At 54.7% G+C, this 23,375-nt stretch carries 20 protein-coding genes and 6 tRNA genes; 13 read left to right on the plus strand and 13 right to left on the minus strand.

The window, feature by feature from the left end; genetic code table 11:
- The first annotated feature begins 196 nt into the window (after positions 1-196).
- Positions 197-1,459, plus strand: coding sequence for an ion channel protein (locus KWG64_RS03250; protein ID WP_218520899.1), 1,263 nt, complete (start codon positions 197-199; stop codon positions 1,457-1,459).
- Here KWG64_RS03250 and KWG64_RS03255 read toward each other — a convergent pair.
- Together KWG64_RS03255 and KWG64_RS03260 are read right to left on the minus strand one after the other, a co-directional pair.
- Positions 1,456-2,154 carry an aspartate/glutamate racemase family protein gene (locus tag KWG64_RS03255; protein WP_218520900.1) on the minus strand — a complete coding sequence of 233 codons (699 nt, stop codon included), beginning with the start codon at positions 2,152-2,154 and terminating at the stop codon, positions 1,456-1,458. The two genes, KWG64_RS03250 and KWG64_RS03255, sit on opposite strands and share 4 nt — an antisense overlap.
- Positions 2,155-2,255: 101 nt before the next feature.
- On the minus strand, positions 2,256-2,729 hold the full coding sequence (locus KWG64_RS03260) for a multidrug/biocide efflux PACE transporter (RefSeq protein WP_195816229.1): 474 nt from the start codon (positions 2,727-2,729) through the stop codon (positions 2,256-2,258).
- A 133-nt stretch (positions 2,730-2,862) separates the two neighbouring features.
- On the opposite strand from KWG64_RS03260, the gene KWG64_RS03265 reads away from it, so the two are divergent.
- Entirely contained in the window at positions 2,863-3,750 is an 888-nt protein-coding gene (locus KWG64_RS03265; protein WP_195816228.1) for a LysR family transcriptional regulator, read from the plus strand.
- On the opposite strand, the gene KWG64_RS03270 is transcribed toward KWG64_RS03265, so the two are convergent.
- Entirely contained in the window at positions 3,739-5,397 is a 1,659-nt protein-coding gene (locus tag KWG64_RS03270) for an alpha-keto acid decarboxylase family protein (protein WP_218520901.1), read from the minus strand. The genes KWG64_RS03265 and KWG64_RS03270 overlap by 12 nt on opposite strands.
- 350 nt (positions 5,398-5,747) lie before the next feature.
- On the opposite strand from KWG64_RS03270, the gene mgrA reads away from it, so the two are divergent.
- Positions 5,748-6,737 (plus strand): L-glyceraldehyde 3-phosphate reductase, encoded by a 990-nt coding sequence (gene mgrA, locus KWG64_RS03275; protein WP_218520902.1) that lies wholly within the window; start codon positions 5,748-5,750, stop codon positions 6,735-6,737.
- A gap of 259 nt (positions 6,738-6,996) precedes the next feature.
- Positions 6,997-7,419, plus strand: coding sequence for a DUF2502 domain-containing protein (locus KWG64_RS03280; RefSeq protein ID WP_195816225.1), 423 nt, complete (start codon positions 6,997-6,999; stop codon positions 7,417-7,419).
- A 77-nt stretch (positions 7,420-7,496) separates the two neighbouring features.
- Here the strand turns inward: KWG64_RS03280 and KWG64_RS03285 are convergent, their stop codons facing one another.
- Positions 7,497-8,726 carry an Nramp family divalent metal transporter gene (locus tag KWG64_RS03285; protein ID WP_195824779.1) on the minus strand — a complete coding sequence of 410 codons (1,230 nt, stop codon included), beginning with the start codon at positions 8,724-8,726 and terminating at the stop codon, positions 7,497-7,499.
- Between the two features lie 416 nt (positions 8,727-9,142).
- On the opposite strand from KWG64_RS03285, the gene KWG64_RS03290 reads away from it, so the two are divergent.
- On the plus strand, positions 9,143-10,330 hold the full coding sequence (locus tag KWG64_RS03290) for a NupC/NupG family nucleoside CNT transporter (RefSeq protein ID WP_195816223.1): 1,188 nt from the start codon (positions 9,143-9,145) through the stop codon (positions 10,328-10,330).
- Between the two features lie 138 nt (positions 10,331-10,468).
- On the opposite strand, the gene KWG64_RS03295 is transcribed toward KWG64_RS03290, so the two are convergent.
- Together KWG64_RS03295 and KWG64_RS03300 are read right to left on the minus strand one after the other, a co-directional pair.
- Positions 10,469-10,544: transfer RNA gene (locus KWG64_RS03295), tRNA-Ala, on the minus strand.
- 73 nt (positions 10,545-10,617) lie between these two features.
- Positions 10,618-10,693 (minus strand) — tRNA-Ala (locus KWG64_RS03300).
- Between the two features lie 353 nt (positions 10,694-11,046).
- Here KWG64_RS03300 and KWG64_RS03305 point away from each other — a divergent pair.
- Positions 11,047-11,838 (plus strand): formate/nitrite transporter family protein, encoded by a 792-nt coding sequence (locus KWG64_RS03305; protein ID WP_165058420.1) that lies wholly within the window; start codon positions 11,047-11,049, stop codon positions 11,836-11,838.
- Between the two features lie 96 nt (positions 11,839-11,934).
- Here the strand turns inward: KWG64_RS03305 and gltX are convergent, their stop codons facing one another.
- Positions 11,935-13,353, minus strand: coding sequence for a glutamate--tRNA ligase (gene gltX / locus KWG64_RS03310; RefSeq protein WP_195824780.1), 1,419 nt, complete (start codon positions 13,351-13,353; stop codon positions 11,935-11,937).
- A gap of 263 nt (positions 13,354-13,616) precedes the next feature.
- On the opposite strand from gltX, the gene KWG64_RS03315 reads away from it, so the two are divergent.
- From KWG64_RS03315 to KWG64_RS03330, 4 genes are all read left to right on the plus strand, one after another.
- A tRNA-Val gene (locus KWG64_RS03315) sits at positions 13,617-13,692 on the plus strand.
- Between the two features lie 46 nt (positions 13,693-13,738).
- Positions 13,739-13,814 (plus strand) — tRNA-Val (locus tag KWG64_RS03320).
- A 43-nt stretch (positions 13,815-13,857) separates the two neighbouring features.
- Positions 13,858-13,933: transfer RNA gene (locus tag KWG64_RS03325), tRNA-Val, on the plus strand.
- A 7-nt stretch (positions 13,934-13,940) separates the two neighbouring features.
- Positions 13,941-14,016: transfer RNA gene (locus tag KWG64_RS03330), tRNA-Lys, on the plus strand.
- Positions 14,017-14,103: 87 nt separating this feature from the next.
- Here KWG64_RS03330 and eutC read toward each other — a convergent pair.
- Genes eutC through eat form a run of 3 tightly spaced genes read right to left on the minus strand, consistent with a single transcriptional unit; the run spans position 14,104 to position 17,738 of the window.
- A complete protein-coding gene (gene eutC, locus KWG64_RS03335; protein ID WP_218520903.1) occupies positions 14,104-14,913 on the minus strand; it encodes an ethanolamine ammonia-lyase subunit EutC in 810 nt (269 codons plus the stop codon).
- 11 nt (positions 14,914-14,924) lie between these two features.
- The gene (locus KWG64_RS03340) at positions 14,925-16,307 is read right to left on the minus strand and encodes an ethanolamine ammonia-lyase subunit EutB (RefSeq protein WP_218520904.1); all 1,383 of its coding nucleotides are present in this window, start codon (positions 16,305-16,307) and stop codon (positions 14,925-14,927) included.
- 21 nt (positions 16,308-16,328) lie between these two features.
- The gene (gene eat, locus KWG64_RS03345) at positions 16,329-17,738 is read right to left on the minus strand and encodes an ethanolamine permease (RefSeq protein WP_195816219.1); all 1,410 of its coding nucleotides are present in this window, start codon (positions 17,736-17,738) and stop codon (positions 16,329-16,331) included.
- A 256-nt stretch (positions 17,739-17,994) separates the two neighbouring features.
- On the opposite strand from eat, the gene KWG64_RS03350 reads away from it, so the two are divergent.
- On the plus strand, positions 17,995-18,543 hold the full coding sequence (locus KWG64_RS03350) for a nucleotidyltransferase family protein (protein WP_218520991.1): 549 nt from the start codon (positions 17,995-17,997) through the stop codon (positions 18,541-18,543).
- A gap of 116 nt (positions 18,544-18,659) precedes the next feature.
- On the plus strand, positions 18,660-18,998 hold the full coding sequence (locus tag KWG64_RS03355) for a FlxA-like family protein (protein ID WP_218520905.1): 339 nt from the start codon (positions 18,660-18,662) through the stop codon (positions 18,996-18,998).
- Positions 18,999-19,030: 32 nt separating this feature from the next.
- On the opposite strand, the gene KWG64_RS03360 is transcribed toward KWG64_RS03355, so the two are convergent.
- Positions 19,031-19,957: a LysR family transcriptional regulator gene (locus KWG64_RS03360; RefSeq protein WP_218520906.1), complete on the minus strand. Its 927-nt coding sequence runs from the start codon at positions 19,955-19,957 to the stop codon at positions 19,031-19,033.
- A gap of 98 nt (positions 19,958-20,055) precedes the next feature.
- Here KWG64_RS03360 and KWG64_RS03365 point away from each other — a divergent pair, with 98 nt between their 5' ends.
- Positions 20,056-21,045: a bile acid:sodium symporter family protein gene (locus KWG64_RS03365; RefSeq protein ID WP_218520907.1), complete on the plus strand. Its 990-nt coding sequence runs from the start codon at positions 20,056-20,058 to the stop codon at positions 21,043-21,045.
- 54 nt (positions 21,046-21,099) lie between these two features.
- On the opposite strand, the gene KWG64_RS03370 is transcribed toward KWG64_RS03365, so the two are convergent.
- On the minus strand, positions 21,100-21,342 hold the full coding sequence (locus tag KWG64_RS03370) for a DUF3820 family protein (protein WP_152324510.1): 243 nt from the start codon (positions 21,340-21,342) through the stop codon (positions 21,100-21,102).
- Position 21,343: 1 nt separating this feature from the next.
- Positions 21,344-23,365 carry an NAD-dependent DNA ligase LigA gene (gene ligA / locus KWG64_RS03375; protein ID WP_218520908.1) on the minus strand — a complete coding sequence of 674 codons (2,022 nt, stop codon included), beginning with the start codon at positions 23,363-23,365 and terminating at the stop codon, positions 21,344-21,346.
- Positions 23,366-23,375 lie beyond the last annotated feature (10 nt).

Consider the following 23,375-nt stretch of genomic DNA (forward strand, 5'->3'; position numbering starts at 1 on the left):
CTGCCAGCGGGGCAAAGCTTACAGATTCGTGTGGGCAAAATAGCGGTAATTGCTATACGCTGCAACGCAGTTTTGAACCAACGCACATTTATGCGGCATGTCACACAAAATAATGTCGACCGCCGGTAAACAGACCTTGCTGAGTTTCATCTAAGCTATTAGGGCAAACAAAACTATAAAATAAGGAAATACTTGCATGTTTCATCCCCGCGCCAGACTCATGCTGGCCTTTGCGTTGCCTGCGATCATTATCGGCGTGCTGTCGAGCCTGATTCTGGTCGCCATTATGATGCTTGCCGGTGCGTTACAAACTTTGCTTTGGCAAAACATTCCCGCGGTTTTAAATGTGAATACTCAGTCCGCCAGCTGGACGCTGTTTATGCTGACGCTGACCGGGATCGGCGTGGGCGCATTAATTAAATATATGCCGGGCCACGCGGGGCCAGATCCGGCGACCGAATCGCTGATTGGCGCGCCGGTTGCAGTCAGTTCACTGACCGGTCTGGCGTTAGCCTTAATGCTGGGGCTGGCCGGGGGCGTCAGTCTCGGCCCTGAATATCCGATTACCGTGATTAACATTGCGCTGGCCGCCGCGTTTGGCGCGCGGTTTATGCCGAAAGTACCGACCACCGACTGGGTGATTCTGGCTGCCGCGGGAACCATCGGTGCGTTGTTTGGTACGCCGATTGCCGCCGCGCTGATTTTCTCGCAAACGCTGGGCACCAATAAAGATGTGCCGCTGTGGGACCGGCTTTTCGCGCCGCTGCTCGCCGCGGGTGCGGGGGCGATTACCACCGATCAGTTTTTCCAGCCTGACTTCTCGCTGACCATTCCGCCTTATGACAGCTCGCGGCTGATTGATATTTTCAGCGGTTCGGTGGTGGTGTTAATTGCGATTGCGCTGGGGATGCTCGCCGTCTGGCTCTTTCCGCATATGCACCGGTTGTTTAACAGCATTCAGAATCCTGTGCTGCGGCTGGGTCTCGGCGGGTTTGTGCTCGGGCTGCTGGCGCTGATTGGCGGAGAGATCACGCTGTTCAAAGGGCTTGATGAGATGAAGGAGCTGGCGCATTCAAATCAGCTGTTTGAGATGGGGCCGCTGCTGGCGATCACACTTACCAAGCTGGCGGCGTTAGTGGTCGCGGCGGCCTGCGGTTTTCGTGGCGGGCGTATTTTCCCGGCAGTGTTCGTCGGGGTTTCACTGGGCCTGATGTTGCATCAGTACGCCCCGGATGTGCCGGCGGCGGTCACCGTTTCCTGCGCCGTGATGGGCATGGTTTTGGTGGTCACGCGCGACGGCTGGCTCAGCCTATTTATGGCGGCCGCCGTGGTACCGGGGCTTAAATTACTGCCGCTGCTGTGTATCGTGATGTTACCGGCCTGGCTGATGCTGGCCGGTAAGCCACTGATGCTGGTGGCGAAACAGCCATTACGCCGTCAGGATCCTGACGCTGATTAATGGTCTTTCAGGGCGAACTCGGCCGCTACCAGCGCGTGAATGGCGGTGGTGTCGAAAACGGGAACGCCCGCGTCTTCAGCGCCGACCAGCAGGGTGATTTCGGTGCAACCGAAAATAATACCTTCGACGCCCTGCTGTTCCAGGCTGGCAATAATCCGCCGGTATTCCTCACGTGATTCGTCCCGGATAATCCCCAGACAGAGCTCTTCGTAGATAATCCGATGGATGATTTCGCGGTCACCGGCGTCCGGCGTCACGACATCAATCTGATGCTGTTCCTGTAAGCGCCCGCGGTAAAAATCCTGTTCCATGGTGAAACGCGTGCCCAGCAGGCCAATTTTCTTCAGCCCCTGCGCTTTGATTTTTCCGGCGGTGGCATCAGCAATGTGCAGCAACGGCAGGCCGCCAATCCGCTCAATATCCCCGGCCACTTTGTGCATCGTATTCGTGCAGACCACAATGACATCAGCCCCGGCGCGCGCCAGCGAGTGGGCCGCGTTGCCAAGAAGTTCGCCCGCCTGCTGCCAGTCACCTGCCATTTGCAGCTTTTCAATTTCGTAGAAATCGACGCTGTAGAGAAACAGTTTGGCCGAGTGTAATCCACCCAGCTGTTGTTTCACGTGTTCGTTAATCATCCGGTAATACGGCACGGTGGATTCCCAGCTCATGCCGCCAATCAGCCCTAACATTTTCATTTTTTATTCCCTTTTGTCTGCGTGACAAAACCATAACCGACAAAAAGCCCGCAAACAAAGAAAATGTCTGCGGGCTTTTTTCGGGCGAAGGCCAGCGGGAATTAATGCCTTGTCGGGCAATCCTGAACCATTTCGCGGCGCTGCATCCAGCGCTGGCGCAGCGTGTCGTACAGCCAGTTATACGCCACGGTGTACGGAAGGAAGAACAGGAAGAACCCGATTTCCAGCATAAACGCGTCGAGCAGGCCGATACCCAGCCACAGCGCGGCAATCGGCAGACCAATCAGAATGAACCCGCCCTCGAAACCCAGCGCGTGAGCAATACGGATTTTCAGCGTTCGCACCACGCGGGTCACCGGCCAGAATTTGTCGAAGAAGGTGTTGTAAATAATGTTCCACACCATCGCCGTCGTCGACAACATGATAGCCAGCGCGCCCATTTCCCAGATCGGTTTATTCAGCGCCCATGCGGCGACCGGGGCGGAGATCAGGACGGCCAGCGTCTCGAAGCCGACGGCATGAAAGATGCGCTCGCCCAATGTTTTCTGAGATGAATTGCGTGTTTGCTTAGACATAAAAACCTGCCTGATTCCTGATAATTAATGGGTGACGGTTGTCACAGGCGGGCATTATCATCACTAAATGAGATGGATAAAAGATAGTAAGTATCGATAAAATAGATGGATTAAAATCACAGGAGAGTTGCTTATGCGCTATTCACCGGAAGCCCTGACGGCGTTTGTGGAGGCGGCCGACGCCGGATCTTTCTCCGCCGCCGCGCGCAAATTGCGCAAAAGCCAGTCGACGGTCAGCACGGCGATTGCCAATCTGGAAGTGGATTTAGGCGTGACGCTGTTTGACCGCCAGAGCCGCCATCCGGTGCTGACGCCCGCCGGACAGCGCGTTCTGAGCCACGTTCAGGCCATTCTGGCCGCCAGCGAGCGCCTCGATGAGCTGGCCGTGCGGTTATCCACGCAGCCTGAAACCCGCCTGACGTTTGTGCTTTCCGATACCTACCAGCCGACCCATCACGAAGCGCTGCTGCGCCGGTTTGAGCAGCGTTATCCGGATATCGAATTTGAATGTCAGATTGCCGAAGATCAGGACGTCATCGAGCTGTTGCAGTCAGGTCGCGCGCATATCGGCATGGTGGAAGCGCAGGCAAGTTATCCGCCGGATATTGGCGCGGCGCGTCTGCCCGAGCAGACGGATATGTCGATTTTTTGCAGCCGTGAACACCCGCTGGCGAAAATGGAGAGCCTGCAACCCGAGCAGTTACACACGTTTCGCGAGCTGTGTTTGCAGCCATACAGCCGTCGCGAAATGCCGCGCGCGCAGGGTCAGGTGTGGTCAGCGCCCAGTTATCTGATGCTTTTGGAAATGGCGGAACAGGGATTTGGCTGGGCGACGCTGCCGCACTGGCTGGTGAAACAGTTCGGGCATGACAAACTGGTGACGCTGCCGTTGCGCGGCTGGCCGAAGAAGATTTCCGTGGATGCGGTGTGGAGTAAAAATAATCAGCCCGGCCCGGCGGGAAGCTGGTTCATCGACCAGCTGATTGACCCGCCGGAAACGGACGACGATTTATTGCCCTGAGTTACGTTTCGCCAGCGATTTTGTCACCGAACTTAACAGTTCGGGGATGTCCATTTTCGGCAGAACCACTTCAATCCAGGCCATCTGGCGATGCGCACCGGCTTTCTCTATCGCCTCTTTCAGCGCCTGCGGAGAATCGGCCCGCGCGGTGAAAACATCTTTGCCGCCAAATGCCGACGGGAACTGCGTCCAGTTCCACTGCGCGATGTCGTTGTAGCGCTGCGTTTCGCCGTGGATCGCCCGCTCAACCGTGTAGCCGTCATTATTAATGACGAAAATCACCGGCGGTAAACCATAGCGGATCGCCGCGCCCAGCCCCTGCAAGGTCAGTTGTGCAGAACCGTCGCCGATGAGCAACACCACCCGGCGCGCGGGAGCCGCAATCTGTACGCCAAACGCGGCGGGCAGCGTGAAACCAATCGAGCCCCACAACGGCTGGACGACAAACTGGCAATCTTCCGGCAGGTTCAGCGCCGCCGCGCCGAAACATGCGGTGCCCTGCTCGGCGACCAGAATATCGCCCGGTTGCAGGAAATCCTGAATCTGCTGCCAGAATTCGTATTGCCCGAAATGTCCTTCGTGCGAGGCAGGCAGCGCCGTGCGTTTCACCGGGTAGGGTTGCCAGCCGGAAGCCAGTTCCGCGGTCAGACGATGCAGGACGCTGACGGTTTTAGCCATCGGTAACTGGTGGAAAATCTGATCGCCCACGCGGGCAGAAAATGGCTGGAGATCAATGCATTTGCCGTCGGGGAGTTGCTGGGTAAATCCGGCGGTGATCGTGTCGGTAAATTTCACCCCGACGTTAATCACCACATCCGCGCCTTCGATGGCCTCGCGGGTTGACGCCGCACTGCCTGCACCGGAATAGGTTCCGGCGAAATTCGTTTGCTGCTCGTTAAACAGCCCTTTGCCCATCAGCAAGGTGGCGTGCGGCAGCGGCACTTCTTCCATCCACTCTTCCAGCGCGGCTTTGACGTCAAAGCGGTCGGCAAGGAAATCCGCAAGCAGCGAAACGCGTCTTGCATCGCGCAACTGAATTTCAGCGGCGGCAACAAAAGCTTCCAGGGAAGATGGCGAAAATGGCGGCTGACGCGCCGGGAGCGCGTGGGCTCTGGTGCTGACCGGCAACGCAGCAACGTCGCTGGGCAGCAAAATATAGCCCGGACGCGAGTGGTAGATCACTTCTTCAATCACGCGGTCGATTTCAGACAGCGCATTTTCCGGCGTCAGCGCGGCTTGTGCGACGCTCACCGGTTGCGACATCCGCATGAAGTGGCCGAAATTGCCGTCGCCCAGCGTGTGGTGCATCAGTTCGCCTTTGCGCTGCGAGGCCAGCGCCGGTGATCCGACAATGTGGATCACCGGAACATATTCGGCAAAACTGCCCGCAACGCCGTTGAGCGCGCTCAGTTCACCCACGCCAAAGGTCGTCAGCAGCGCGCCGATTTTTTTGGTACGCGCATATCCGTCTGCGCCATACGCGGCGTTAAGTTCATTAGTGCAGCCCACCCAGGTGATTTGCTGATGATTAATCACGCTGTCGAGGAATTTCAGGTTGTAATCCCCCGGCACGCCAAACAGTTCGGAGATCCCGCTAAATGATAAGCGGTCTAAGAGATAGTCACCTACGGTATAGATATTATCCATGACGATCCTCTGTTAAAAATAGAGTAAACAGTTAATCCCACTAGACTAAGTATTACTCCAAACAGGGGAATAGGATATTTATTATTCGAAATAGGATGTGGAAACGCAGAGTTACAGCATTGCACTGAGATCACGCAGGCGTCTTTGTTCAGCAGTTACGGTAATAGATAAAAAATTCGGGAATTACGCCGCTGCGCCTTTATTCATGCAAACAAGCGCTACGTAAACAGGAAATAAGGATTGTTCCGGATGTGATCTGAATATCTGGAAATGCTTGTGAAAGCGCATACACTAAAAGGGCTTTTTACCTCATTCTTACATGATTCATACAATTTAAAAGAAAGGTCTCTATGCCGTATTTAGCGAGTCCCAACCGTTACGAGAAAATGGAATACCGCCGCTGTGGCCAGAGCGGGCTAAGACTCCCTGTCGTTTCCCTTGGCCTCTGGCACAATTTCGGGGATAACGCCCATTTTGAGAATGGCCGGAAGCTTATCCGCCATGCTTTCGACCACGGGATCACCCACTTTGACCTTGCCAATAACTACGGCCCGCCTCCGGGTTCTGCCGAACAGCATTTTGGCCGTATTTTGCAGGAAGATTTGCTGCCGTATCGCGACGAGCTGATCATCTCTTCCAAAGCCGGTTACACCATGTGGGACGGCCCTTACGGCGACTGGGGCTCGAAAAAATATCTGGTTGCCAGCCTGAATCAAAGCCTGAAACGTATGGGGCTGGATTACGTGGATATCTTCTATCATCACCGCCCGGATCCGGACACGCCGCTGGAAGAAACCATGGCGGCGCTGGATTTGATCGTGCGTCAGGGCAAAGCACTGTACGTCGGCTTATCCAATTATCCGGCAGACCGCGCCAAAGAAGCGTTTGATATCCTCAAACAGCTCGGTACGCCGTGCCTGATCCATCAGCCAAAATACTCGATGTTCGAACGCTGGGTGGAAGCCGATTTGCTCGATACGCTGGCGGATAACGGCGTGGGTTCGATTGCCTTCTCGCCACTGGCGGGCGGCGTGCTGACGGACCGTTATCTGGCGGGCATTCCTGAAGATTCCCGCGCGGCCAGCGACAGTAAATTCCTGACCGCCGACCAGCTGACGGAAGAGAAACTGGCGAAAGTGCGTAAGCTGAATGACATTGCGCAGGCGCGCGGGCAGAAACTTTCCCAGATGGCGCTGGCCTGGGTGCTGCGCGGCGACCGCGTGACGTCCGTGCTGATTGGCGCCAGCAAAACCGGGCAAATTGATGATGCGGTTGGCATGATTGCTAACCGTCATTTCAGCCCGGCAGAACTGGCAGCCATCGAAGCAATTCTAGTGTAAACGGTTACCCAATTACCCCCAAAATCATACGAATTGCGTCAAGGCGGCAATTGAAAGAATCCCGGGAGCTTACACTGGTAAGTGACCGGGGTGAATGAAAGCGGCCAACGCAGGGGCAGCTCGTATGATGACGGGGGAGGTTACGTAAGGTTTCCGTTAAGGCAGGTAAATCAATCAAAACAGGATTGTAAGCAATAGAACCCGCTCCCTCTTCCCCTTATAACTGTCAGCATAAATTATAAGGAATCTGGGGCCGTCTATGATTAAGCCAATACTTCTCGGAACATTGCTGTTCGCTTTGCTGCCTGCCGCCGCGCCTGCTGTACAGGCCAGCAACTTCAGCCTCAATACACCCGGTCTTTCCATCAGCATTGGCGACCGTGACCGTCGCGGTTATTACTGGGATGGGTACGACTGGCGCAACCCGAGCTGGTGGAACAGTTACCGTGGCCACAATTACGGTCATCGTGGCCCGCGCGGGGATTACTGGGACGGCTACCGCTGGCGCGATCAGGGCTGGTGGAATCATCGCCATCCGCCACGTCGTCCGATGCCGCCGCCGCGTTATTACCATGGCGACCACGGACGTCCGCATTATGACCACGGGCGTGGTCCGGACAGAGGTCGCGGCCATGACCGCGGACATGGGCACGATCGCGGGCATGACGGCCATCATCACTGATTCAGCGAATAGCAGAAACAAAAACGGGACAGCGCAACCTGTCCCGTTTTTTATGGCCTGAATCTTTCAGCCGGAAATTATTTCAGCATACCGATCAGCAGATAAAGGTTGAGGCTGACGACAATCAGCACAATGATGCGCCCCGCCCACTGCACGGTTTTGGTATTCACCATTTCGCCCATCAGGCTGCGGTTACCGGTAAACGCCAGCAGCGGCAACAGCGCCAGCGCAATCCCGAAGCTCAGCAGCACCTGGCTCATGACCAGAATTCGTGTGGCATCCAGCCCCATCAGAATCACGATAAAAGATGGCATCATGGTGACCGTACGGCGCACCCACAGCGGAATGTAGAATTTCACAAAGCCCTGCATCACCACCTGACCGGCCAGTGTACCGACCACGGTGGAAGATAAACCGGCGGCGACAAGGCTCAGGCCAAATGTCGTCGCGGCGGCGTGGCCGAGCAGCGGTTGCAGCGTCAGATAAGCTTCATCAAGTTCACTGATCCCGCTGTGTCCGCTGAAATGAAACGCGGCGGCGGCGGTCGCCATCATTGCCAGATTAACAAAACCGGCGATGGTCATTGCGATACCGACATCGAGTTTTGTCGCGGAATAGCGCTGTTCTTTCGATGCCTTACCGCCGCGCTGAGTCAGCGAAGAGTGAAGATAAATGACGTGCGGCATGATGGTCGCGCCCAGCACACCGGCGGCCAGATAGACGGAATCGCTGGTGGGCAGCGCAGGGATCAGCATGCCTTTGCCCAGCGCCACCATGCTTGGCTGCGAGAAGAACAGCTCAACGATATAGGCGGCGGCCACGAACAGCAGCAAACCGGCGATAACCAGTTCCAGCGGTTTTTGCCCGCGTTTTTGCAGCCCGAGGATAATAAAGGTGGCAATCCCGGTGAGCACGGCGCCCTGAAGCAGCGTAACCCCGAGAAGTAATTTGAAGCCGATCGCCGCACCGATAAATTCGGCGAGATCGGTCGCCATCGCGATGATTTCTGCCTGCACCCAGTAAGCCCAGACGGCAGGACGCGGGAAACGGTCACGGATGTGTTCGGCGAGGTTTTTTCCGGTGGCGATACCCAGTTTGGCAGACAAGAGCTGGATCAACATCGCCATGACGTTGGCCCAGACCACCACCCACAGCAACTGGTAACCATACGAGGCACCGGCCTGAATGTTAGTCGCAAAGTTGCCCGGATCGATGTAACCGATGGCGGCAATAAACGCCGGCCCCATCAGTGAAAGCTTCATCTTTCTGGCTGCGCGGCCTGAAGATTCGGCCCGGCTGTTCAGCATAGTCAGTTAACCCTTACGTTTGTTACGCTTACATAAATCATAGCTAATTGATAATGATTATCAAGTGCATTTAGAATGATCTGAGTAATTACTCTGATAGGCAGTAGCGTAAGCGGCAAAGTGTGAACTGAGTGGTTAATCATTCTGTGAGCTTTCAGAAAGACTTACAGAACGCTTTTTCCTAAAACAGACATTTACTGGCCAGATTCAGAACGCATTACGGCACATGATAAAACTAGCACAAGAATGCTAACTGTGCTTAGTTTTATTAACATCTTGATTTTTTGTGTGATAGGCCTCGATTTGTTGCAATTCGTGTCTGTAATTTCTATATTTGCAAGCGACTTCACGTTTTAAATGTACGCGTTACATAGAATGTCCGTCGAAATATAGCCTGCCTCTAATTTGGAGCACCCATGTCCCGAATATTGCACTTTGTATTAGCGTTGGCCGTTGTCGCTGCACTCGCTTTACTGGTGAGCCGTGACCGGAAGAATATCCGTTTACGTTTCATTGTTCAGCTGTTGGTCATCGAAGTCTTATTAGCCTATTTCTTCCTGAACTCTTCAATCGGTTTAGGTTTTGTGAAAGGCTTCTCAGACTTGTTTGAGAAATTATTAGGATTCGCTGCGGAAGGGACCGGCTTCGTATTTGGAGGCATGAGCGATAAAGGATTAGCGTTCTTCTTCTTGAAAGTCTTGTGTCCGATCGTGTTTATTTCCGCACTGATCGGTATTTTACAACACATTCGCGTACTGCCTTTCGTCATCCGTATCATCGGTACGGTCTTGTCGAAAATTAATGGCATGGGAAAACTGGAATCTTTCAACGCCATCAGCTCCCTGATTTTGGGTCAGTCAGAAAACTTTATCGCGTATAAAGATATTCTGAGCAAAATGTCTGAAAAACGTATGTACACCATGGCAGCCACAGCTATGTCGACCGTTTCTATGTCGATTGTGGGTGCGTACATGACCATGCTGGAACCGCGCTTCGTTGTTGCTGCGCTGGTGCTCAACATGTTCAGTACCTTCATCGTACTGTCGTTAATCAACCCTTATAAAGTTGATTCAGAAGAAGACCTGCAAATCGGTAACACGCATCAGGGTCAGAGCTTCTTTGAAATGCTGGGTGAATACATCCTGGCCGGTTTCAAAGTTGCGATCATCGTTGCAGCCATGTTGATTGGTTTCATCGCACTGATTTCCTGCCTGAATGCGCTGTTTGACGTAGTGTTCGGTATCACCTTCCAGGGCGTGCTGGGTTATGTCTTCTATCCATTCGCATGGATGATGGGCGTGCCAAGCCACGAAGCCTTGCAGGTCGGCAGCATCATGGCAACCAAACTGGTTTCCAATGAATTCGTTGCGATGCTGGATCTGCAAAAAGTCGCGACCGAACTGTCACCACGCGGCGTGGGCATCTTGTCCGTGTTCCTGGTGTCTTTCGCGAACTTCTCGTCTATCGGTATCGTTGCTGGCGCTATCAAAGGCCTGAACGAACACCAGGGCAACGTGGTTTCACGCTTCGGCCTGAAACTGCTGTACGGCTCAACGCTGGTCAGCGTGTTGTCAGCTTCTATCGCAGGTCTGGTACTGGCGTAAGTAAGCAGCAACAGAACGACAAAGAAAGGCGCTCCGGCGCCTTTTTTTATGTCTGCAATTCAGGGAACAGAAAGGGGCAGGACCGAAAGGGATAGAACAGAAAGCAAAAAACCCGCCGAAGCGGGTTTCTTTAATATTTGGTGGAGATAAGCGGGATCGAACCGCTGACCTCTTGCATGCCATGCAAGCGCTCTCCCAGCTGAGCTATACCCCCACACGAGGTCGTCCACATTGTACTTCTTGTGTTCCCTTTTGAGGAACAAACCAACTGACTCTGGTAAGAAAGTTGGTGGAGATAAGCGGGATCGAACCGCTGACCTCTTGCATGCCATGCAAGCGCTCTCCCAGCTGAGCTATACCCCCAATTCAGACCCGTAAAAACGAGTGAACGGGGCGCATAATATGAAACGCAGTCTGGCCTGTCAACGGCTAAATCCGTTTCTGGAATCAAGCGCTGAAAAAGCCGCCAAATCTCGCATTTCACAGGGAAAAAAGCCCTGCCCTTACGGAAATTTCCCGCAGGATGCATTGTTTTACAATTTGCCCGCCAGCCCGCATTCCGACTAGCTTTTTGATCTGCATAAGCATTTTCTTAACATCTATGTCCGAATGATTAATGGAATGTTAGCAGACTATGAAAATCGTCTTGTTTTGAGAGAAATCTCAGAATAGACTGCTCGCGCAATAATCATAACTTACACCATTCGAGCTATCTCATGTCCTTGTATTCACCTAAAGAAATCGCATCCATCGCTGTCACGGCGGGCGTTAATAAAAGCCATGCCTCCGTGTTGAATTTGTTAATTTTGGGCTTCCTGGCTGGCGCCTTCATCGCCACCGGTTTCCTGCTGGATCTGCACGTAATAGGGACGTTACCTGCATCCTGGGGTTCATTCAGTAACTTGCTGGGCGCTGCCGTATTCCCGGTGGGTATCATTCTGACCGTTTTAGCAGGGGGAGAACTGCTGACCGGTAACATGATGACCTTACCGATCGCCTGGTTTGCGCGTCAGATCAGCCTCTACGCCGTTCTGCGCAACTGGTTCTGGGTGACGCTCGCTAACCTGCTGGGCAGCCTGGCCGTGGCCTATTTCTTCGGTCACGTTCTCGGTCTGACCGAAGGTGCGTTCCTGAGCAAAACTGTCGCCACCGCCACCGCAAAAGTGAATGCAGACTTTATGCACGCCTTCATTTCCGGTATCGGCTGCAACTGGCTGGTGTGTCTGGCAATCTGGCTGGCCTTCGCCAGTAAAGAAGTCGGCGGCAAAGTGATCGGGATGTGGTTCCCGGTGATGGCGTTCGTGGCTATCGGCTTCCAGCACGTCGTTGCAAACATGTTCATCGTGCCTGCGGCAATTTTTGCCGGTGCGCTGAGCTGGTCACAGTACTTCCCGAACTTCGCGGCCGTATTCCTCGGCAACGCGGTCGGCGGCGCAGGCTTCGTGGGTCTGATGTATTTCCTGGCCTACCGCCCAACCGTTGCAGCACCTGCGACTGAACAACGTTAATTCGCTCTGACGTTTTTTACGCATTAAAAAAGCCAGCCGGTTTCCCGCGCTGGCTTTTTTTACTTCATCACTCTTGAGAGTGAATCAAAAGAAAACTTACTGCTGTTGGGTTTCACGCTCAGCGATAAAGGCTAACGCCATATCGATACGCGCCAGCACGCGGCTCTGGCCGATAGCGTGAACCGTGACGTCAACGCCCGGAGACTGACCGGCACCGGTAACAGCAACGCGCAGTGGCATCCCGACTTTACCCATCCCGACTTCCAGCTCATCCGCCGTGCCCTGAATCGCATGGTGAATATTTTCAGCCGTCCAGTCAGTAATCGCAGCCAGTTTCGCGCGAACCACTTCCAGCGGCTGACGAGCCACAGGACGCAGGTGTTTCTTCGCCGCATCGGCATCGAATTCTGCGAAATCTTCATAGAAGTAACGGCAGGACTCCGCCATTTCTTTCAGGGTTTTGCAACGTTCGCCCAGCAAGGTCACGATTTCAAACAGCTGCGGGCCGTTACGGGTTTCGATACCGGCCTGCTCAACGTGCCATAACAGGTGCGTCGCGACGTAATGCGGATCCATAGTATTGATGTAGTGATGGTTCAGCCATTGCAGTTTCTCAGTGTTGAACGCACTGGCAGATTTGCTGACGTTTTCCAGAGAGAACAGCGCTTTCATTTCGTCGCGACTGAAGATTTCCTGATCGCCATGGGACCAGCCCAGACGCACCAGATAGTTCAGCAGCGCTTCCGGCAGATAACCGTCATCGCGATATTGCATCACGCCGACCGCACCATGACGTTTGGACAGTTTCTTGCCATCGTCACCCAGAATCATGGAAACGTGCGCGTAAACCGGTACCGGTGCGCCCAGCGCTTTCAGGATGTTGATCTGACGCGGGGTGTTATTGATATGGTCTTCGCCACGGATTACGTGGGTGATTTCCATATCCCAGTCATCTACCACCACGCAGAAGTTGTAAGTCGGAGAACCGTCGGTACGGCGGATGATCAGATCATCAAGCTCGTCGTTACTGAATTCGATCGGGCCGCGGATCTGGTCGTCGAAAATAACAGAACCTTCCTGCGGGTTACGGAAACGCACCACGCAAGGCTCATCAGCGGCGTGATGTTCGTGGCTGTCGCGGCAACGACCGTCATAACGCGGCTTTTCGTTATTGGCCATCTGATGTTCACGCAGCGCTTCCAGACGCTCTTTAGAGCAATAGCATTTATACGCCGTGCCGTTTTCCAGCATTTCATCAATCACCGCGTTATAACGGTCAAAGCGTTTGGTCTGGAAATACGGGCCTTCATCCCAGTCCAGATTCAGCCAGTTCATGCCATCCATAATCGCGTCGATCGCTTCCTGAGTGGAACGTTCGAGATCGGTGTCTTCGATACGCAGCACAAACTCACCGCCAAGGTTGCGGGCAAAGAGCCAGGAATAGAGCGCGGTACGGGCGCCACCGACGTGCAGGTAGCCGGTCGGGCTTGGGGCAAAACGGGTTTTGATTTTCATCTGGGTGCAACCTTAATAACGCAACGCTGAATAACGTCGCTATCAATTAACAAAAAGTGGCTGACATTCTACCACTCTGCCCTGATTCCTCAACGCTGATACAGGGGCAGTGACCTTGTTTAAGGCCATGAATGCGTAAAGAATCGACTACGCGGGCGAGAAACGCGCCAGGTTGACTAAAAATAAGCCGAACGATCATTTTTGTTTTTAAAAAGCGTTGACGTTATTTCAAGTATCCCTATAATGCGACTCCATCACGACGGGGGCGATTAGCTCAGTTGGTAGAGCATCTCCTTTACACGGAGGGGGTCGGCGGTTCGAGCCCGTCATCGCCCACCACTCTTTAAGAGTGCCGCGTTGTGATAAGTAGGAAGAATTGAGAAATGGGCGATTAGCTCAGTTGGTAGAGCATCTCCTTTACACGGAGGGGGTCGGCGGTTCGAGCCCGTCATCGCCCACCATTTCTCAGCAAGTTTCTTCTTACATGGGGAAGTACCCAGAAGTGGGCGATTAGCTCAGTTGGTAGAGCATCTCCTTTACACGGAGGGGGTCGGCGGTTCGAGCCCGTCATCGCCCACCACTTCTGCGGGCCGTTAGCTCAGTTGGTAGAGCAGTTGACTTTTAATCAATTGGTCGCTGGTTCGAATCCAGCACGGCCCACCAATTCAGAGAAAAGCGCCTTTAGGCGCTTTTTTCGTTTCTGCGTTTTATGTTTCTAAACTCCCGCCTGTATTTCCAAAATTTCTCCCACTATTCCAGTTTAAACATCGGCACGACTTTATTGTGCAGCGCGGGATTATCGCTTTCATCTTTCAGATTCACCCCGGACAACTGGCGGTGGAACGATTGTTCGAGCAGCCACGCGAGTTTAAATGCCGCCTGCGGGTAGTTCAGCCCCTCCGGACGCACGTTTGAAATGCAATTGCGTTCTGATTCCAGCCTTTTGGTGTGCGGCCCCCAGGTCATGTAAATCCCGAGACTGTCCGGTGACGATAAACCCGGACGTTCTCCAATCAGAATCGCCACCGCTTTGGCTTTCATCACCTGCGCAATGTCATCACCCAGCGCCACACGCGACTGATGCGCCAGCACCACCGGTCCCGGCTTCAGCTCAAGCGTCTGTAAATACGGCAACAGTGCAGCGATAAGCGGCACAGCCTGTCGATGCACGGCCTTGGACGACAAACCGTCGGCGACGACCAGCACAATATCAGCCGGTTCATCCGCCCTTTCCTGCAATGCCTGACGGCTGCTTTGCGAAAGTTTACGCCCCAGATCTGGCCGGCACAGATACATTGCCCTGTCAGGCGCGGCGCTGGCGACGGTCAGCGTTTGCAGCCCCAGCGCTTCGAGTTCGGGTTCCAGCTGCTGGCTGTCAAAAGGCTGATGTACAGCGTCACGCGCCTGCGCATGCGCTAAACCAAAGCGCAGCAGTTCATCGGTGGGCAAACTTGAGCCTGTGCGCCCCAGCGCGATACGCGCCGCAGTAAACTGCCGCAGCGTTTCCCACGGGTTGTTATGCACCAGCGGCGAGAGTTCCTGCCCTTTTTCTTTACTCATCACAACGGGCCTCAGATTAATTGCGGTAACTGGCGCAGCAGCGGATGCGATGCGCGGGTGTCCTGCAATGCGCCCTGCGGATCAATAATTTTCATTTTCTCCAGCCAGACGGCAAATTCCGGTGCGTGTTTCAGCCCCAGCAGTTCGCGGATATACAGCGCGTCGTGGAAAGAGGTGCTTTGATAATTGAGCATGATGTCATCCGCGCCCGGCACGCCAATCAGGAACGTCAGCCCGGCGGTACCCAGCAACGTCAGCAGCGTATCCATATCGTCCTGATCGGCTTCGGCGTGGTTGGTGTAACACACGTCGCAGCCGAGCGGCACGCCCAGCAATTTTCCGCAGAAATGGTCTTCCAGACCGGCGCGGATAATTTGCTTGCCGTCATACAGATATTCCGGCCCGATAAAGCCGACCACCGTATTAATCAGCAGCGGCGAAAAATGGCGCGCGATGGCATACGCACGCGCTTCGCAGGTTTGCTGATCCACACCGAAATGCGCATTCGCCGACAGACAACTGCCCTGCCCGGTTTCGAAATACATGACGTTATCGCCCAGCGTGCCGCGTTTCAGACTGAGCGCCGCCTGCTGCGCTTCCGCCAGCAGCGCCAGATTAATACCGAAACCGCTGTTCGCCGCTTCGGTTCCCGCGATCGACTGAAAGACCAGATCGACCGGCGCACCGCGTTCGACCAGCTTGATGGTATTGGTGACGTGCGTCAGTACGCAGGATTGCGTCGGGATCTCGAACCGCGAAATGATGTCATCGAGCATGTAATTGAGATTTTCCAGCAACGGCAAACTGTCACTGGCAGGGTTAATGCCAATCACCGCGTCGCCAGAACCGTAAAGCAGACCGTCGAGCATGCTCGCAGCAATGCCCTGCAAATTATCGGTGGGATGATTGGGTTGCAGGCGCACGCTCATGTGCCCCGGCAATCCGATCGTGTTGCGGAACCGGGTAATCACCCGGCATTTTTTGGCGACCAGAATCAGATCCTGATTACGCATCAGCTTGCTGACCGCCGCCGCCATTTCCGGCGTAATGCCTCTTGCTACAGCGGCCAGCGTGAAGCTGTCGGTTTTTTCGCTGAGCAGCCAGTCGCGAAAATCCCCCACGGTCAGATGGGAAATCGCGGCAAACGCCGCGACATCATGCGTATCAACAATCAGCCGGGTGACTTCGTCCTCTTCATAAGGCACCAGCAGCTGTTGCAGGAAGGTCTTGAGCGGAACCTCCGCCAGCGCCATTTTTGCCGCCATACGCTCTTCCGCGCTGGCGGCCGCCACTTCGGCCAGATAATCCCCCGACCGTGCGGGGGACGCTTTCGCCATCAGCTCGCGTAAATCCGTAAACTGATAGCGGCGATGGCTCAATGTCGTCTGAAACATAGCACTCCTTAGCAGGCCGGATTATTTGCCACTTTTGGCCGGAACCGGCTGTAGCCCGCGTAATTGCAGATCTTCAGCGGCATCGGCACGAGCCTGATGGGTCAGGCGGAACCAGGCGTAAGCCAGCAACATCATGGCGGCGAAGATCATAAACAGTAAGGTGTTGTAGTAGATCATAGCGATAAGACAGACTACTGCCAGAACCAGCGCCAGTGCAGGCGCAAAAGGATAGAGTGGCGCACGGAACGGGCGGATCAGGTTCGGTTCGCTGCGACGCAGTTTGAACAACGCCGCCATCGAAATGATGTACATCACAATCGCGCCAAACACCGACATTGTCACGATATTTGCCGTCAGCGGTTGCCCGCCAATCACAATCAGGGAATCAGAGAAAATCGCCGCAATCCCGACCACACCACCGGCAATAATGCCCAGATGCGGCGTCTGGAAACGCGCATTCACACTCGACAGCCGTTTAGGCAGATAACCCGCCCGCGCCAGCGCAAAAATCTGTCGTGAATACCCCATGATGATGCCGTGGAATGACGCGATCAGGCCGAACAGCCCCAGCCAGACCAGCATGTGTAACCAGCCACTGTTGCTGCCGACAATCAGTTTCATCGCCTGCGGTAACGGGTCGTTGATGTTCGAAAGTTTGGTCCAGTCGCCCACGCCACCGGCAAACAGCATGACGCCCAGCGCGAGAACGGTCAGGGTCAGGATCCCGCCAATAAACGCTTTCGGAATGGTGCGCTGCGGATCTTTGGCTTCTTCTGCGGCCATCGACGCGCCTTCAATGGCCAGGAAGAACCAGATAGCGAAAGGAATGGCGGCGAAGATGCCGGAGAATGCTGCCGGGCTGAAGGTATCGCTGCCCGCCCAGCCGCCGTGTACAAAGTTCGACATCTCAAAGCCCGGCGCAACGACGCCCATAAAGACCAGCAATTCGAATATCGCCAGTAACGTCACCAGCAATTCGAACGTTGCCGCAATGCTGACGCCCAGTATGTTGAGCACCATAAAGACAATGTACGCGCCGACCGCCACCCATTTCGGTTCAATCGCCGGAAACTGCACGTTGAGATAGGCCCCAATCGCCATGGCTATCGCGGGCGGCGCAAATACAAATTCCACCAGCGTGGCAAATCCGGCGACAAACCCGCCCGTCGGGCCGAATGCGCGGTAAGCGTAAGCGAAAGGCCCGCCCGCATGCGGAATCGATGTGGTGAGTTCAGTGAAACTAAAGATAAAGGCGCAATACATGGCGGCAATCACCAGCGCGGTAATAAGAAATCCCAGCGTGCCCGCCTGCGCCCATCCGTAACTCCAGCCAAAATATTCGCCGGAAATAACCAGCCCGACGGCAATGCCCCAAAGTTTAAAACTGCCCAGCGTACGCTTTAAAACAGGTGTGACTTTCGTGGTTTGCATATGAGATCCCCTGCCCGGTGATAATGCAATTATTGTTCGAAGAGTATTTCAGCTGTCTTGCCCGCAGGGGATATTGCAAAGGCTGTACCACTTAAGAAAGGCAGAGCCCGCGCGGCCTGTAGCCTGGCCACGGGGCGGCTTGCTTCATTTTGGCGCGCCGAAGTAAAGGACATTGCCCGAAACGGTGCGTGGGAAAATGTCATCCACAGACGCTACACTTTGAGCTCAACAAAACGGGAGGTTTCGCGTGACGGAAATGGAACAACAAATTACAACCTGGCTGGCAGAGGAGCCGCTGCACCTGAAAGCGCTTTTGCAGGTCAGGGAGCTGGAACTCAATGATGCGTGGCTGGCGGCGGGGTTCGTCCGCAATTTGGTCTGGGACCGGCTGCATGGCTACGCGCAGGCCACGCCGCTCAATGACATCGACGTGGTGTATTTCAATCGCGAAGATTGCAGCGCGCAGGCCGACGAACGTTACGAACAGCGTCTGATGAAAGGCTCGCCCGAATTACCCTGGTCGGTGAAAAATCAGGCGCGCATGCATGAGCGCCACGGGCACGCGCCCTATTCTTCCAGCGCAGAGGCGATGAGCCATTGGGTGGAAGTGGAAACCGCCATCGGCGCGAGAATTAATGCCGGCGGGCAAATTGAACTGAACGCGCCACTAGGGCTGGAGGCGCTGTTTGCCTTTAGTATCACGCCGAATCCGCGCCACGCGATCCCGGCAGTTTTCGCGCAACGCGTGAATGGTAAAGGCTGGCTGGCGTTATGGCCTGAGCTGAAAGTGCAAGAAATACGTTAACACTGTAAGGAATATGAAAACTCAATAAAGCCGCGCTGCTGGCTGCCGATACCTGTTAAGCACTCTTACGTGCAAAATTTTATGGCAGCAAAGTTATGACAACACAGTGAGGTATTATGACTACTATCAGCGCCACCAGCAGTTCGGTGAGCACGGCGTCCACCAGTGACTCCGGCAGCTCAAGCCAGATTGCTCAGTTAACCAAACAGATTGCAAAGCTGACTGAACAGGTCAAAAACCTGAGCAGCTCAGGCGGCAGCACTGAAGACGTTCAGCAACAACAGGAACTTCTGCAACAACAGATCGAATTGCTGCAACAGCAAATTGCGCAAATCGAACAGCAGCAAGCTCAGAAAGCGCTTCAGCAGCAACAGCAGCAACAATCCGCCGCTGAAACGAAGAAAGAAGGCGTGAACAAACCGTCCGACACGAACGCCATTGATATCTACGTCTGATCGCAGTAAATATCCAAACAGCCAGCAAGGCGTCAGAAACCGAAAATGCCCTGCTGGCTGCGTTTTTCCCTCAGTAAATCCGCCTGTTCTTTCACGACCTGCCAGATGGCCTGCGCCGCCGGCGAGAGCGACCGGTTTTTGCGTTTCACCAGCATCAGTACGCGGTTAATTTCCGGCACCAGCGGTTTTATGACCAGACGGCTGCCCTCCGGCATCGGAAGCGCCAGTGCGGGCAACACGCTGATCCCAATCCCCGCTTCAACCATCGGAAATAACGTGGCCGGATGACCAATTTCCTGCGCGATTTCCGCCTTCACTTTCTGCGCTTTCAGCGCGCCGTCGATGAGTATCCGGCTGCCTGACGCGTAATCCTGCAACACCAGTTTGCAGCCGTTGAGCGAAGGCCAGCTGACAGCCGGTTGCGCAGCAAAAGGATGATCCTCGCGGCACAGAAGCAAAAAAGGCTCATGTAAGATCGGTTCACAGTCGAGATCCGTACTCTCACCGGGGTCGATCACAATGCCGAAATCCACTTCCGCATTTCTCACGCTGCTTAGCACCAGTTGCTGCGCTTGATCACGCAGCAAAATGCGAATATCGGGATATTGTGCCTGCCCGCTGGCGATACATTGCGGCATCAGTTGCGCGGAAATGGTCTGGCTGGAAGCGATTCTGACGCGGCCATTGTGCTGTGTTCCGAAGCTTCGGGTATCGAGCAGCATCGCGTGCAGTTCGTCGAGTAACGGCTCCACCCGCTTTGACAAACTCAGCCCCGCGCTGGTCAGCACAACTTCCCGCGTTGTGCGGTCCAGCAACCGGACACCCATTTCGGCTTCCAGCTCTTTCATACTGTGGCTGACGGCAGACTGTGAAAGACCGATCGCTTCCCCTGCCCGGCTAAAGCTGCCATAGCGCGCTACCGCAACAAAAACCCGAAGCTGCCTGAGAGAGTAATTCATGAATTTTCCACATCAATGGATTAAATAAATCAATTTTTTAATTGTATCGCAAACGCCCAAAATAGCGGAATTCCATTACGACTTCTCAGAGAATCCGCATGCGCTTCTTACCCGATCGTTTCACCTTAACCCTGATCGCCACCGTTTTACTCGCCACATTCTTTCCTGCCAGCGGGATGTTTGTCGCCTTTTTCAACAATCTGACCATTTTCGCCATCGGCCTGCTGTTCTTTATGCATGGCGCCAAGCTGTCGCGAGAAGCCATTTTTCAGGGCAGCAATAACTGGCGGCTGCATTTATGGGTGATGTTCAGCACGTTTATTCTGTTCCCGATCCTCGGCCTGCTGTTCCAGTGGTGGCATCCGGTTGACGTCAGCCCGCAGATTTACAGCGGATTCGTGTATCTGTGTATTTTGCCGGCGACCGTTCAGTCAGCAATCGCATTTACCTCTCTGGCGGGCGGAAACGTCGCGGCGGCAGTGTGCAGCGCCTCCGCGTCCAGCCTGCTGGGCATTTTTGTTTCGCCGCTGCTGGTCAGTTTGCTGATGCATGTTCAGGGGGAAACAGGCAACGGTCTGGAGCAGGTCGGGCACATTGTGCTGCAACTGCTGGTACCGTTTATCGCCGGTCATTTGCTGCGTCCGCTGATTGGCGGTTTTGTGGAGCGTCACCGTAAGATGATCGGCAAAACCGACCAGACGTCGATCCTTCTGGTGGTATATTCCGCGTTCAGTGAAGCCGTCACGCAGGGGATCTGGCATCAGGTGGGCATCGGTTCCCTGCTGTTTATCGTGGCTTTCAGTCTGGTGCTGCTGGCCTTTGTTCTGGTGATCAATACCTACGCCGCACGCTGGCTGGGATTCAGTAAACCGGATGAAATTACCATTGTGTTCTGCGGTTCCAAAAAGAGCCTGGCAAACGGTATTCCGATGGCCAATATCCTCTTCCCGGTCAGTGCGATTGGCATGATGGTTCTGCCACTGATGATTTTCCATCAGGTGCAGCTGATGACCTGTGCAGTGCTGGCGAAACGCTATCAGAAAAAACAGAAGGAAGTGGCGCCCAGACAGGCGCAGGTGACCGAGTAATGTCAAAAATAAAGGCGCTGAAATCAGCGCCTTTAGTCTCAGAATGAAACGTTGTTATTCGTCCGTGCCGCCCAAACCCGGCCCGTTACGGCGCAGCGGATTAATCAGGCTTTGCAGCCCTTCGCTTTTAATCGCCAGCGTCAGTTGCATCAGTTCGCCGAGTTTGCCCTCGGGAAATTCATCTTTGCGGGCAAACCACAGCAGATATTCCTCAGGCAAATCAATCAGCACCCTTCCGGCATATTTGCCAAAAGGCATCACCGTATTGGCGATTTTAATCAGATCTTCTTTTTCCATTTCAGTCGCCCAGCAGGCGGATCATCTCCGCTTCGTCGATGACTTCAATGCCCAGTTCCTGCGCTTTCGCCAGTTTTGATCCCGCCGCTTCACCGGCGATCACCAGATCGGTTTTCTTCGACACGCTGCCGGACACTTTTGCCCCCAGCGCAGTCAGACGATCTTTCGCTTCATCGCGCGACAAAATAGACAACGATCCGGTCAGCACCACGGTTTTACCGGCAAACGGGCTGTCGATTTCTTCCGGCACAATGACCTGAACTTCCGGCCAGTGAATATTAATTTCCGGGCTCAACAATTCGTCGATCACCTGCTGGTTATGTTCTTCTGACAGGAAATTCACAACGTGCTTCGCCACAACATCACCGACGTCCGGCACGGTTTTCAGCGATTCAATATCCGCGGCTTTCAGTGCGTCGACGGAGCCGTAATGCGCTGCCAGATTGGCCGCCGTGGCTTCGCCCACTTCACGGATGCCGAGCGCGTACAGGAACCGCGCCAGCGTGGTTTCTTTGGATTTTTCCAGCGCATTCACCACATTTTGGGCTGATTTCGGCCCCATTCGATCCAGCCCGGTGAGCTTGCCTGCGGTCAGACGGAACAGGTCCGCCGGATTTTTGACGTACTCTTTTTCCACCAGCTGATCGATAATTTTGTCGCCCATACCGTCGACGTCCAGCGCGCGGCGGGAAACAAAATGCTTCAGCGCTTCTTTACGCTGTGCGCCACAAATCAGGCCAGCGGTACAACGGGCGACGGCTTCGCCTTCGACGCGCTCAACGTCTGAATGACAGACCGGGCAATGCGTCGGGAAAACCACTTCACGGGCATCCTCCGGGCGTTCATCCAGCACGACACCCACCACCTGCGGGATAACATCACCGGCACGACGGACAATCACAGTATCGCCAATACGCAGGCCGAGGCGCTCAATTTCATCCGCATTGTGCAGCGTCGCATTGCTGACCATTACGCCTGCAACCAGCACCGGCTCCAGGCGTGCAACCGGTGTAATTGCGCCGGTACGTCCAACCTGAAACTCGACGTCTTTCACCAGCGTAATCTGTTCCTGCGCCGGGAATTTAAACGCCGTTGCCCAGCGCGGTGCGCGCGCCACAAAGCCCAGCGTTTCCTGAATATCCAGAGAATCAATTTTGACCACCACGCCGTCGATATCAAAACCGAGCGACGGGCGATCGGCTTCAACCTGACGGTAAAACGCCAGTACGTCGTCGCTGCCGGTACACACACGGACGCGGTCGCTGACCGGCAATCCCCAGGCTTTAAGTTGTTGCAGACGATCATAATGACTGCGCGGCAGTTCGCCGCCTTCCAGCAGCCCGACACCGTAGCAGAAGAAGGTCAGCGGGCGTTTAGCCGTGATACGCGGATCGAGCTGGCGCAAAGAACCTGCCGCCGCATTACGCGGGTTCGCGAACACTTTCCCGCCGGTGCGTCGTGCATCTTCATTCATCGCTTCAAAGCCCGGCTGCGGCATAAAGACTTCGCCACGCACTTCCAGACGCTCAGGAATATTGTCACCGTGCAGACGCAGCGGAATGGCGCGGATAGTGCGCACATTGGCCGTGATGTTCTCGCCGGTTGTGCCGTCACCGCGCGTTGCCGCCTGCACCAGTTCGCCATTTTCATACAGCAAACTGACCGCCAGACCGTCGAGCTTCAGCTCACAGCAGAATGTCAGCGGTTCAGTGGTTTTCAGCCGGTCCTGAACGCGCTTATAAAACGCCAGATAGCTTTCTTCATCGAAAACGTTGTCCAGCGACAGCATCGGCACACGGTGTTTCACCTGCTCAAAAGCCGATAGCGGCGCGGCGCCCACGCGCTGAGTCGGTGAGTCAGCGGTAATCAGCTCAGGATGCGCGGTTTCAAGTTCGCGCAGTTCACGCATTAAGCGGTCATATTCGGCATCCGGCACTTCCGGGGCATCCAGAACGTGATACTGATATTCGTGATGACGCAGCTGAGTGCGTAAATGATTGATCTGTTCTTCGATAGTGGCCATGACTCACCGT

It is taken from the genome of Rahnella sp. PD12R (assembly GCF_019200965.1).
Classification (GTDB): Bacteria; Pseudomonadota; Gammaproteobacteria; order Enterobacterales; family Enterobacteriaceae; genus Rahnella; species Rahnella laticis.

What these genes read in the sequence shown, in the direction of transcription:
- KWG64_RS03250 (WP_218520899.1), top strand. Translation starts at nt 197, where the DNA reads ATGTTTCATCCCCGCGCCAGACTCATGCTGGCCTTTGCGTTGCCTGCG.
- KWG64_RS03255 (WP_218520900.1), bottom strand. Translation starts at nt 2,154, where the DNA reads ATGAAAATGTTAGGGCTGATTGGCGGCATGAGCTGGGAATCCACCGTG.
- KWG64_RS03260 (WP_195816229.1), bottom strand. Translation starts at nt 2,729, where the DNA reads ATGTCTAAGCAAACACGCAATTCATCTCAGAAAACATTGGGCGAGCGC.
- KWG64_RS03265 (WP_195816228.1), top strand. Translation starts at nt 2,863, where the DNA reads ATGCGCTATTCACCGGAAGCCCTGACGGCGTTTGTGGAGGCGGCCGAC.
- KWG64_RS03270 (WP_218520901.1), bottom strand. Translation starts at nt 5,397, where the DNA reads ATGGATAATATCTATACCGTAGGTGACTATCTCTTAGACCGCTTATCA.
- mgrA (WP_218520902.1), top strand. Translation starts at nt 5,748, where the DNA reads ATGCCGTATTTAGCGAGTCCCAACCGTTACGAGAAAATGGAATACCGC.
- KWG64_RS03280 (WP_195816225.1), top strand. Translation starts at nt 6,997, where the DNA reads ATGATTAAGCCAATACTTCTCGGAACATTGCTGTTCGCTTTGCTGCCT.
- KWG64_RS03285 (WP_195824779.1), bottom strand. Translation starts at nt 8,726, where the DNA reads ATGCTGAACAGCCGGGCCGAATCTTCAGGCCGCGCAGCCAGAAAGATG.
- KWG64_RS03290 (WP_195816223.1), top strand. Translation starts at nt 9,143, where the DNA reads ATGTCCCGAATATTGCACTTTGTATTAGCGTTGGCCGTTGTCGCTGCA.
- KWG64_RS03305 (WP_165058420.1), top strand. Translation starts at nt 11,047, where the DNA reads ATGTCCTTGTATTCACCTAAAGAAATCGCATCCATCGCTGTCACGGCG.
- gltX (WP_195824780.1), bottom strand. Translation starts at nt 13,353, where the DNA reads ATGAAAATCAAAACCCGTTTTGCCCCAAGCCCGACCGGCTACCTGCAC.
- eutC (WP_218520903.1), bottom strand. Translation starts at nt 14,913, where the DNA reads ATGAGTAAAGAAAAAGGGCAGGAACTCTCGCCGCTGGTGCATAACAAC.
- KWG64_RS03340 (WP_218520904.1), bottom strand. Translation starts at nt 16,307, where the DNA reads ATGTTTCAGACGACATTGAGCCATCGCCGCTATCAGTTTACGGATTTA.
- eat (WP_195816219.1), bottom strand. Translation starts at nt 17,738, where the DNA reads ATGCAAACCACGAAAGTCACACCTGTTTTAAAGCGTACGCTGGGCAGT.
- KWG64_RS03350 (WP_218520991.1), top strand. Translation starts at nt 17,995, where the DNA reads ATGGAACAACAAATTACAACCTGGCTGGCAGAGGAGCCGCTGCACCTG.
- KWG64_RS03355 (WP_218520905.1), top strand. Translation starts at nt 18,660, where the DNA reads ATGACTACTATCAGCGCCACCAGCAGTTCGGTGAGCACGGCGTCCACC.
- KWG64_RS03360 (WP_218520906.1), bottom strand. Translation starts at nt 19,957, where the DNA reads ATGAATTACTCTCTCAGGCAGCTTCGGGTTTTTGTTGCGGTAGCGCGC.
- KWG64_RS03365 (WP_218520907.1), top strand. Translation starts at nt 20,056, where the DNA reads ATGCGCTTCTTACCCGATCGTTTCACCTTAACCCTGATCGCCACCGTT.
- KWG64_RS03370 (WP_152324510.1), bottom strand. Translation starts at nt 21,342, where the DNA reads ATGGAAAAAGAAGATCTGATTAAAATCGCCAATACGGTGATGCCTTTT.
- ligA (WP_218520908.1), bottom strand. Translation starts at nt 23,365, where the DNA reads ATGGCCACTATCGAAGAACAGATCAATCATTTACGCACTCAGCTGCGT.